Origin of the sequence: Flavobacterium mesophilum (assembly GCF_039581405.1) — a bacterium.
Taxonomy (GTDB): domain Bacteria; phylum Bacteroidota; class Bacteroidia; order Flavobacteriales; family Flavobacteriaceae; genus Flavobacterium.
This window is the reverse complement of record NZ_JBCPXZ010000007.1, coordinates 293,153-303,652: the sequence shown is the minus strand read 5'-3', so window position 1 is coordinate 303,652 and position 10,500 is coordinate 293,153. Positions and strand designations below refer to the sequence as shown.

General features: G+C 40.0%; 8 protein-coding genes. 1 reads left to right on the top strand and 7 read right to left on the bottom strand.

Features of this window, described 5'->3' with window-relative positions; all coding sequences use genetic code 11:
- Positions 1-180: 180 nt before the first annotated feature.
- From AAYQ19_RS20465 to AAYQ19_RS20435, 7 genes are all read right to left on the bottom strand, one after another.
- Positions 181-804 carry an SOS response-associated peptidase gene (locus AAYQ19_RS20465; protein ID WP_343538916.1) on the bottom strand — a complete coding sequence of 208 codons (624 nt, stop codon included), beginning with the start codon at positions 802-804 and terminating at the stop codon, positions 181-183.
- 293 nt (positions 805-1,097) lie between these two features.
- Positions 1,098-4,151, bottom strand: coding sequence for a DNA polymerase III subunit alpha (locus AAYQ19_RS20460; protein WP_343538915.1), 3,054 nt, complete (start codon positions 4,149-4,151; stop codon positions 1,098-1,100).
- Between the two features lie 3 nt (positions 4,152-4,154).
- Entirely contained in the window at positions 4,155-5,336 is a 1,182-nt protein-coding gene (gene dinB / locus AAYQ19_RS20455; protein WP_343538913.1) for a DNA polymerase IV, read from the bottom strand.
- 286 nt (positions 5,337-5,622) lie between these two features.
- Positions 5,623-5,940, bottom strand: coding sequence for a DUF6965 family protein (locus AAYQ19_RS20450; protein ID WP_343538912.1), 318 nt, complete (start codon positions 5,938-5,940; stop codon positions 5,623-5,625).
- A gap of 212 nt (positions 5,941-6,152) precedes the next feature.
- Positions 6,153-8,144 (bottom strand): conjugal transfer protein MobC, encoded by a 1,992-nt coding sequence (mobC, locus tag AAYQ19_RS20445; RefSeq protein WP_343538910.1) that lies wholly within the window; start codon positions 8,142-8,144, stop codon positions 6,153-6,155.
- A 30-nt stretch (positions 8,145-8,174) separates the two neighbouring features.
- Positions 8,175-9,458, bottom strand: coding sequence for a relaxase/mobilization nuclease domain-containing protein (locus tag AAYQ19_RS20440; RefSeq protein WP_343538908.1), 1,284 nt, complete (start codon positions 9,456-9,458; stop codon positions 8,175-8,177).
- Positions 9,446-9,835: a plasmid mobilization protein gene (locus AAYQ19_RS20435; RefSeq protein ID WP_343538906.1), complete on the bottom strand. Its 390-nt coding sequence runs from the start codon at positions 9,833-9,835 to the stop codon at positions 9,446-9,448. Before AAYQ19_RS20435 ends, AAYQ19_RS20440 begins: the two co-directional genes overlap by 13 nt.
- A 270-nt stretch (positions 9,836-10,105) precedes the next feature.
- Between AAYQ19_RS20435 and AAYQ19_RS20430 the strand changes: the two genes are divergently transcribed.
- Positions 10,106-10,396, top strand: coding sequence for a hypothetical protein (locus tag AAYQ19_RS20430; RefSeq protein ID WP_343538904.1), 291 nt, complete (start codon positions 10,106-10,108; stop codon positions 10,394-10,396).
- Positions 10,397-10,500: the final 104 nt, after the last annotated feature.

Below are 10,500 nucleotides of genomic sequence, written 5' to 3'. Positions count from 1 at the left end.
ATCAGGTGGTCAGTTTGCTCCGGAACGGGTAGTCAATTTACTCCGGAATTAGGTGGTCAAATTGACCGGTTTTTCCAATAAATTGTAATTTCCATACGTGAATAAAGATCAACTTTATAATAGTCAATAAAGTCTTGATTGGTAACTCCCTTAAAATAATCAATTTTGTCCATAGCAGTTTTATACTTGAAAAGCAATTAAGTTTCCTTCATACGGATAGGCAAATTCTTCAATCTTTACAGACTGGTCAAGCCATGCGGATTCATCCTTTCTCTTCAGCATGATCGGCATACGCATTTTATGGTTATGGATATACTGCATTGTTTTATTTGCTTTTGTTGTAACCATGGTGTAGGTGTTTTTTACTTCATCTGTTATGGGATCAGTCCAGGAGGAATATAGTCCAGCAAATGTGAAAATTTCATCATCCTGCGAGTTTATCTGGTACTTATCTTTGCTTTTTCCTTTCTCGTCATTCCAATGCCATTCGTAATAAGCAGAGGCAATTATTAAACAGCGATTGTGTGTAATGGTTTTAAAAGAAGCTTTTTCATCAATGCTTTCAATCCTTGCATTAAGGGTATTCTTTCTGAATTCCATATCCTTTGCCCATGATGGAAGCAGGCCCCATGTGTAATCTGTTGTTATTAGATGGGGGGTGGAATTAAGTATTATTGGAATGTTCGGATGAGAAAACCCGTTTATAAAATCCGACTGAAGATAAGTTTCCTCATTATCCACTTCAGCATTAAACCGGCTTTTGACATTTTCGATTGCAGCTGACTGCTGGGTGTAGTAGCACATAACCTGGTTTTTATTAAGAATTAAAAATACCTTTTCTTATTAATATTATGGCTCTATCGGGCTGTTTTTAGAAATATACCGCAATAGTTTTGTTCCTAAAATATTGTCGATGGAGCAGTACCATATAGATATCAAGCGCATAGAAAAGCTTATATTTGAAAATGCAAAGCGAAAAGAAATTCTTCGAAGGAAAAAAAGCAGAAGACTGCTGTTTTTTACTATTATTTTCATGTCCGCATTTTTTGCCCTCTATCAAATTTAGTTCATTATTAAGACTTTACATAATTTAAAATTCAGAATTTCATCCTATGCCTTGGCAGATTGATCTCGTGCTCCTGCGGATAGGGCTTGCGGTGCGTGCTGCTGACATCTTCCTTAATCTGGTTTTGCGTGGTAAACCTCTTGTCCGAATCCATATATCGGGGATCGGGAATAAAAGGCATCTTTGCCATCTTGGAAATGGTGATGGTCGGGAAATGATAGTCTATTTCCACTGTACCTAACAGTAGGTAGCAGCCGCCTCCCTGAAAAGGATGCTGGGCAAGAGAGTCAGGGAAATGCGCCGTGTCAAAATAAGCACCCTCATGGTCGATCCAGGTTCCGAAATACATATTGCCTCTTTTTGTCGGCACCTGTTTGGTCGAGATCAGATAGGCGAGCATGCGGACCTGCTTTTTATGGTATTTTAATAAATCTCTTACCATGACATCCCCTCGGTGTCTTGTCTGCAGCAGATCAAAAACGGTACAAGAAATGGGGAAGTTAAGCAATTCAATTTCATCAAATGCATCCTCAAAGACCGAACGTTCCAGTACGGGCAGTTTGAATTCTTTTGCAGGCTCGCGGATAAGCATCAGCCCACGGTTCTCAGGCTTGAAATTGTTCATTAAAAGACTGACCTGGACAAGTAGCTGGTTTTTAGTTTTTCCAGTAAATCGGAATGCTCCTATAAAAATCAGAATCTTAATGTTTTCAATACCCATCGGAACACGGTTTATGAAATCTTCCAATGACTTATATAAACCGTATCTTTCGCGTTCGGCAGCTATAAATTGTGAGAGTTTGGAGTCCAGTCCCTGCAGATGCATGAAGCCTAGATAGATGTCATTGCCATAAAGGGCAGTTTCATACTCGCTCATGTTCACGCATGGGGTATGAATAACAGCGCCCGCCATTCGAGCTTCGTGTATATAGATTTCTGTGCGGTAGAAGCCTCCCTGATTGTTGATCACTGCAACCATGAATTCAATGGGGTAGTGCACTTTGAGGTAAAGGCTCTGGTAACTTTCCACTGCATAAGAGGCCGAATGCGCCTTGCAGAACGAATATCCCGCAAAAGATTCTATCTGGCGGTAAATTTCTATACTCAGCCCTTCTGGATGGCCTTTTGCAGCAGCGGAAATAAAAAAATCATCTTTCACTTTCTGTAAGGCCGCCTTGGAGCGTCCTTTGCCAGACATTGCCCTTCTTAGGATGTCACCATCAGCAGCGGAAAGCCCTCCATAGTGCAGGGCAATTTTTATTACATCCTCCTGATATACCATGATGCCGTAGGTTTCACCAAGCTGCTCTTCGAAAACGGGATGGAAGTATTCAAACCTTGAAGGATTATTGTGGCGAAATATATATTCCTTCATCATACCTGACTGTGCAACACCCGGACGGATAATTGATGATGCAGCCACGAGGGTCTTATAGTTGTCACATTTAAGTCTTCTCAGCAGTCCACGCATGGCGGGACTTTCAATATAAAAGCAGCCGATAGTGCGTCCTTCGGCTAGATATTTATTTGCAGACTGTTCGTTTTTTGATATTGCAGTGTCGCGTATATTGATTCTTATGCCTCGGTTTTTTTCAATGATTTTTACCGTATCGTCGATATGCCCAATACCACGTTGGCTAAGGATATCAAATTTATCAAATCCGATGTCTTCAGCTGTATGCATATCAAACAGAACTATTGGAAAACCTTTTGGTGGCATTTCGAGTGGCGTATAATTGGTCAAAGGCTCTTCAGAAATCAGTATACCGCAGGAATGCATGCTTCGCATATTGGGATATTTTTCCAGCATCATTCCGTATTCCTGCACTAATTTCACGATGTGATTTGTCTGATGCGCCTTCATGGGGTTTTTAGCCAGCATGTCGAGCTCATCTTTTGGAAGCCCGAAAACCTTTCCGACTTCACGGAAAATGGAACGGTATTTAAATTCCACATTGGTTCCACAGAAAGCTACATTTTCATAGCCGTAGCGGTCGAAAATGTATTTTAGAATAACATCCCTTTCTTTCCAAGACCAGTCAATATCAAAATCAGGAGGACTTTTTCGATTTTCATTCAGAAAACGCTCAAAATACAGATCCAGTTCCAAAGGACAGATATCTGTGATTCCAAGACAGTATGCAATGATGCTATTGGCACCGCTTCCGCGTCCAATGTGCATAAATCCCCTGCTATTGCTGTACCGGATAATGTCCCAAGTGATAAGAAAATATCCGCTAAACTCCAGATCATTAATAACTTTCAGCTCTTTTTCGACGCGGGCTTTTGCCTCTGCATTATGGCGTCCGTATCTCCATACAAGACCTTCTTCGGCAAGAGTGGTCAACAGAGCAATGTCTCCTTTTTTATTCTGGGTGTAATGCTTTTTATTCTTTGGGCTTTCAAAATCATATTTAAAATTGCAGCTGTCAATAAGCTGCTGCGTGTTCTGTATGATCTGCGGGTAATCCTTATAAGCTTCAAGTAGCTTCGGTTCAGGAATCATCAGGTCGGATTTACTGCAGCAGTCATCGGGCTGTAGTTTGGACAGAAGCTCATTCAGATCAACAGCCCTAAGGATCCTGTGCAGGTTGTATTCCCTTTTTGTTCGGAACACTACTGGCTGCAGGATGACCATTTTGGATATTTTTTTTTTCAGTTCAGGCATAAAGAGCCTGCCAAGCTGGTCAGGTCGGATGCCAATGAATTCATTTTCGCTGAGCTTCTCGGGTGCATTTTCAAGTGTATAAATAAAATAAACAAAGTCCAATTGAGGAGCCTTTTCAGGCAGGGGAGTGCCGCTAAAATTATGTTCGGTCAAAAAGCGGTTCATTTGGGCAAGCCCTTCCGTATTTTGGGCAAGTGCGATGTAGCGGAATTTATGCGTGAATCGGAATTCGATCCCGACCAGTGGTTTAATGCCTGTTGCTTCGCAGTCTCTTATGAAATCATATATGCCAGTAACGGTATTGATATCGGTCAATGCAGCCGCGGTTACTCCGCATTCTACTGCCTGACGCATCAGCTCATCCAGCGGAATGGTCCCGTAGCGCAGGGAATGAAAAGAGTGGCAGTTGAGAAACATGATTTATTTTTTACGTTTAAGAATTTCGTCTTTGGTATTGGGTTTGAAAGATGCACCGGCGCATCGCATAACGGCATCAAAGCCGTATCGGGTCTTCATGCGGTCCATTGCTTGATACAAGGCAAGCATTTCTTCAGTATCATTGAAAAGGTCTATTTGGTAGGTTCCTCTGACCAAACCGCTGAAGCGTATTCCAATAAGGCGCAACCTCATCCTGCGCTGGTATAACTTTGCAAATAGATCGCTGACGGTCTGGATCAGGAGATGGTCGGCTGAGGTGTACTGCACTCTCGACTGCTTGGTTTCGGTATCAAAATTAGCATACCGGATCTTGACTGTCACAGTTGAGGTAAGCCACTGCTCAGCACGCAGCTGGTAGGCCAGCTTTTCTACCATTCCCTGCAGGATTCGGTTTAATTTCTGAACATCAATAGTGTCTTGAGAGAAGGTATGTTCGGTAGAAATAGACTTTCTTTCCGTGTAAGGCTCTACTGGCGTATTGTCAATGCCGTTGGCTTTTTTCCAAAGTTCAGTTCCATTTTTGCCGATCATCTGCTGCAGGGATTCTGCAGGCATCTCAGACAGGGTCTGGATGGTTCTTATGCCGATACGCGAGAGCAGCTGGAATGTCTTTTCACCCACCATCGGAATTTTGCGGATGGAAAGCGGATTCAGAAATGCGCGGACCAGATGTTCGGGTATCTCCAGATTTTGCTTTTGTTTTCCTTCCCCCGTTCCGATTTTCGATACGGTCTTGTTGATCGATAGCGCAAAGGTGAGAGGGAGGCCTGTTTCCTTGGTGATACGCTGGGCAAGCTCGTCGGTCCATTTATAGCTGCCGTAAAACTTATCCATTCCAGTAATATCCAGGTAGAATTCATCGATACTGGCCTTTTCGACCACTGGCGCTTTTTCCTGTATTATTTCAGTGATGTCATGGGAAAGCCTTGAATAGAGCTCCATGTCACCTTTCATTATTTTAGCCTGCGGGCAGAGCTTCATAGCCATATGGATCGGCATTGCGGAACGAACGCCGAATTTTCGTGCCTCATAAGAACAGGAAGCCACAACGCCTCTTTCGCCACCTCCAATGATAAGCGGTATGCCGTTAAGTTCTGCATTGGTAAGCCTTTCGCACGATACGAAAAACGTGTTCATGTCTATATGTACAATTGCTCTGCTCATGACCTGTTCATTTTTATATAGATCAAAATTAGTACAGATTATAACAATTTTAAAAAGTAAATATGTTACAAATGGTAACAAAAATTAAAAAGCCTTATTTTTCAGCTGGTTTGAAAAAGAAAATAAAGAGTAAAAAAAAGCTTTATTCAGAATTTACGGCAGAAGATTTTTTTATTTGGTGAAGCTGCATTAATCATCATAAATGTATATCGCTTTTATAAAAAAAGTCCTGCTGATGAATGCAGGACGGTCGCTATAATAAATAAGTGATTTTATCAGTTAGGTTTTACTCGGGGGTTTCAATTTCTGTCTCTGAAACCACTTCATCTGAGATAGAATTCGTAATGGCATGCAAAGCTGTGTGTTCTGTAGCATTTTCTTCTGAAGGCACCGATTGTGCCGAAATTTTCTTCATCAAGATATAAAAATCCCTTAGATGCCACCAAGCGGGACAGCGGTCCAAAGGACCATTGAAGTTTCTAATTCCGGTATAGCAGCTCTTCAGGAAAAGCTGTGTATCTGAGATGTACGCCCATTCGGTCCATTTTACTTCCTTAGGTGGCGGACTGCTTTCAAAGTATCGTTTAATTTCTTCTGGATTCATAACTGCAAAATTACAGAAAACAGTGAATAGAGTCAAGTTTTGAAGCTATTGCATGCCTATAATTTTATGGTTAGTTGATCTTAGAACCTTTAAGTTTTAAAGCCTCCATATTGGTGATTTTAACTTTTGAGTGCTATAGTAAAAATTTCAAATTGCATAGAGATTAAAAGTTGATATACAATGTTTTTTTATTGAAGATACTTCTTGGCAGGTCAAATTTTCTTTTTTCTAACGATAAGATGCTTTCGTGTCTGATCTTCAAAAATCGCATCCATTTCAGATTCTGCCAGGTCCTGAATATCTTTTTTAATCTGTGAGTAATTTCTATTTACCACGGCATTTTCCAAACTTCTCACAGGCGGGAAATCCATATAATTTTCAGACTCTCTCTGAAGTAAATCATGATCGTTTATAATCTGCGAGTGAAATGTTTTTAGATCGATCATGCAATCAGGATTGTCAGCTATCATACCCACAAATTCTCCAGAACTAAGTGTGGAAATTTTTGAAGCAGGGACTGCTGATTCAAGTTGGCGGGAACGGCTTATTGAGGTATCGGAACTGTTTATTGAAAGGCTCTCGCGATCCTGCATGATCTTTCCAAAACGTTCTGAAAGCTGTTTTGCAGTGTCACCGGTAACCTGACCTGAGATAATATTTCCTGTGATGTTCATAATAACTTCAGCCTGTTCACGCCCATAATCTTTTTTCAGCTGGCTGAAATCCTGAATGCCAAGACAGGCAGCAACTTTGTTGCTTCTTGCAGTGGCAATAAGACTGTCAATGTTGTTTAGGTATACCGTTGGGAATTCGTCAAAAACAAGGCTGCTTTTGAGCTTGCCTTTCTTATTGACCTGTTTTATAAGCCTATTGATGTATAAGGAAAGTACAGCTCCATAGGTCTGTATTTTCTGCGGATTATTTCCCATACATACAATTTTTGGACTTAGAGGATTATTGATGTCTAGGGTAAAATCATTGCCAGAAAGCACATAATAGAGCTGGGGCGAGGAGAGCCTTGACATTGCAATTTTAGCTGAAGCAATCTGCCCCTCCAGCTGCTCAGAAGCCTCATTTAGAAAGGCACTAACGAAAGGATTGATCAGCACTTCTATTTCTTTTTCACATCGCAGCAGAGTGAACAAGTTAGTATATTCAAGCTGCATGAGTTCGATTACATGAGGCAGTGTGCAGAACTCTCCGTCGTTGTATTTTTTCAGATACCAGATTACTGCCGTTAAAAAATTGATGGGAGATTCCACAAAGAAGTCTCCCTGCTTTTTTATCCACTCGCGATTAAGTCCCAGAAGGATTGTTCTAGCCGATTCTGCCGCATCAGTGATGTCCTTCATTGATGAAGGCTCTAGGGGATTGCATCTATGAGAACGGGCCAGATCATCGAAATTTATTACATAAAATGCTGGTTCTACAGCATAAAGATGCCTGCACTTTAAATAAGCATTATAAGTGATTTTTGTAAGGTCATCAAATTTAAAATCATAAACGAACATACTGAAACCTTTTGCTATATGCTGGGTAATTATATGCCTTATTACAAAATATGATTTACCAGAACCTGGAGAGCCGCAGACCAGCAAACCACGGAATGGATTTATGATATTAATCCAGCTTTTGCGAATCTTATCTTTGAGATAATAGCGTGCCGGCAGATTAATAGAATATTCATTTTCTAAAAATCTTTCTTCCTGCGGAAAGGTTTCGTTTTCTTTATTGAAAATATCACGACTGTTTAATTTTCTGCTAACAATTCTTGACAGCAGGGTGCCTGAAGATATTATCAATAATAAACCCGCAGCTGTCACAAAAACATAAAGCATAAACGAAGATATCTTGATAGTATTTAGCTTTAAGATTAATACACTTCCAAAATATAGCAAAAGTCCTGCAAGCAATAAGCGGAAAGCTTTTTTTAGCTTTAGCTTTTCATTCTTTCTTCCTTTTGCACCTAACAATGATATCAAAATAAATATCAGCGAGATAAACTTTGATTTATGAAATGTGCTGAAGAGCCCTGTCTTGTAAATGTTCTCCAATATCTTGCTGCTTAATTTAGATGCAAGTCCCACCTGCTCAAAAAAGACGTAGCCATAAAAATAAAAATGGATGCCCAGCAGCAATATGCCGATTAGCCTTGTCATATCTAAAATTTTTCTCAGTGCCTGTTCATTTTCTCCTGTCTGCATAACTGTTTTTTTTTTTTTTTTTTTTTGTAATTATTGATTTGAAAGACCTTTTCTTTTTCTTTTCTTCTTTTTTCCATTAAGCGATGAAGGAAGGAAACTGCCAGGGAATTCCCTTTTGAAAAGGCTGTCCGCAAGTTCTTGAAGCATACTGCCGGAAATATTTTTTGAAGCCAGCAGTTCCTGTATTTCGAGGAGCGTTTTTAATACTGGATCAAGATTTTTTTCGGATCGTATTTTGCTGTCAAAGGTTTTAAATTCTGATTTTCGGCAGCTTTGGATTATCCCCGCGGCAGAAAATTCTCTTCCAAGCTCGCTTCCGTTACAGACCTGTTTTGAGACATGGTCGACATAGGTAAGTCCGTAAATTTTTCCATTTTGTGCAAGACGTTTTACCATTGTTATTCCCTGATTTTCCAATGCAGATTCCAGCTCCTTTAAAGTTGGTTTAGAAGAGCTTAAGATCGAACGTACGCTGTTTTTTATCCTAAGTCCCGGTCTTGAATTAAGGAACCTGGACTTTTCAAATTTTTTCTCCAATAACTGGAGTGTCGGACGGTTGTAAAAGTCACTTGCCTTTATTGGAACACCTAGTGGTTTTCCATCAGGATCCAGTATGCGGTATACAAGTCCTCCGCCTTTAAATACCCTGGAGTTTTCAGAGCCTCTATCGGCTGTAACGTTGTACAGGTTAAGGACGGCATTGAATTGGGCTAGACTTCTGCAATGATAGCTGCTCAGAACAAAATTCAAGACTTCTGATATAGCTTTTTTGGACTGTATCTTTCCGTATCTTACCGCTGAGAAACCAATTGGCTTTATCATGTAATTTATCTGCTTTTCCCTTCCTTGCGCTTTTACAAGATTAAAATCATTTTCAATTTTAATTCGTGCGGCTTCCGATTGGTTTCTGCCGATATTCTGCATATCAATCCTTTTGCCATTGGATTTTACTTTTACTGAAACGATATGGATGTGCGGATGTGCTGCATCAAAGTGCTGATAGACTAAATACGGCTGCTCGCCAAAGCCTATTTCAGACATATAATTCCTCGAAATGTCCATTAATTTATCAGGAGACAGATCTTTCTCAGACGGATGAAAATTTAGCGAAATATGGACGCTTCCGCGTTTTACATTTTCATTAAGTTCCAGCTGTCTGGCAAGCTGAGCTACTTTAAAATCAGGAGTCATTTTATCATGATCCGCAGGATAATTTTCGGCACCGATGCAAAGGGCCAAGCCTTCGATAATTTTGTTTTCATTGTAGTGGAAAACACGGCGGACTGATTGTCCTGTTTTAATTACTGCAACCATTTATCAGCCAATTTAAAGGTGCAGTTTTTTATTTCTTCAATGCATTTGAGCAACAATTCTCTTTGTTTTTCAGAAGCTGAAATCCACTCTTTGAATTCGGAAATCTGATGAAGTGTATGCAGTTTTTTTACAGTCTGATTGTAGTTATTTGCGAGGGCATTGAGTTCAGATCTGAGTCTGCCAACCTCAATAATAAAATCATCTACAGACTGGTTTCTATATTTTAATACTACTGGTTTTTGCAGCAGATTTTTACGGGCATAATCGCTCAGTTTTGGACATAATGATTTTTCAAATCCATTTTTCAGCAACGACATTTCTGATGCAGTTAGCCTAAGGTGCAGCCACTTGGTTCGGTTTGTGTTTTGCTCTTTCATTTTCTTTCCTTTTCATTGTCCTATATCCTGTAAATTAAAATATTCTCTGCCGGCGAGTTTCGAGCCAATGGGCAGCCAGATATCGGTTGTGATACAACCGGACATCTGGCCGATTGCAGGAACGTTGCAATCTTTCAGACTTTTAATAATGGAACGAAATTAGAAAAGCTTTGAACTATAAACAATCGTCGCTAAATTATGACTACCAAATTCTAAAGACAGCTACTTAATTTTACTATTCAAAATATTATTAATTAAAACGCTGAAATTATGATTACAAAAAATGATGTGGCCAAGGTATTTGATACGGTATTGAGTATCCCTGGGATGAGTGAAACGGTGAAGATTGATCTGAAGATTTCACGTAAAAATGTGCTGCTGTTGAGCCATCTGATCACTACGGGACTCGATTCAAAAAAGGAAGACTCTATGCTTTTGGAGAGCATTTCTTCCGATAGCCAGCAGGATCTCAAAAGCATTTCAGAAGAGTGCCTCATAAAAGCTGGATTGGTGGAACTCAATGAAAAGCTGTCTGTTCTGAGCGATACAGCCAAAGCCTAAAAAATTAATGATGATAATTTAAATGCTTAACAGTTACTGATTTGCTGTTAAGCATTTTTTGTATGAAAAATTGCCTGATTTCGAAAAACTTTGGCTTGATTCGG

What these genes read in the sequence shown, in the direction of transcription:
- AAYQ19_RS20440 (WP_343538908.1), bottom strand. Translation starts at nt 9,458, where the DNA reads ATGGTTGCAGTAATTAAAACAGGACAATCAGTCCGCCGTGTTTTCCAC.
- mobC (WP_343538910.1), bottom strand. Translation starts at nt 8,144, where the DNA reads ATGCAGACAGGAGAAAATGAACAGGCACTGAGAAAAATTTTAGATATG.
- dinB (WP_343538913.1), bottom strand. Translation starts at nt 5,336, where the DNA reads ATGAGCAGAGCAATTGTACATATAGACATGAACACGTTTTTCGTATCG.
- AAYQ19_RS20465 (WP_343538916.1), bottom strand. Translation starts at nt 804, where the DNA reads ATGTGCTACTACACCCAGCAGTCAGCTGCAATCGAAAATGTCAAAAGC.
- AAYQ19_RS20450 (WP_343538912.1), bottom strand. Translation starts at nt 5,940, where the DNA reads ATGAATCCAGAAGAAATTAAACGATACTTTGAAAGCAGTCCGCCACCT.
- AAYQ19_RS20430 (WP_343538904.1), top strand. Translation starts at nt 10,106, where the DNA reads ATGATTACAAAAAATGATGTGGCCAAGGTATTTGATACGGTATTGAGT.
- AAYQ19_RS20435 (WP_343538906.1), bottom strand. Translation starts at nt 9,835, where the DNA reads ATGAAAGAGCAAAACACAAACCGAACCAAGTGGCTGCACCTTAGGCTA.
- AAYQ19_RS20460 (WP_343538915.1), bottom strand. Translation starts at nt 4,151, where the DNA reads ATGTTTCTCAACTGCCACTCTTTTCATTCCCTGCGCTACGGGACCATT.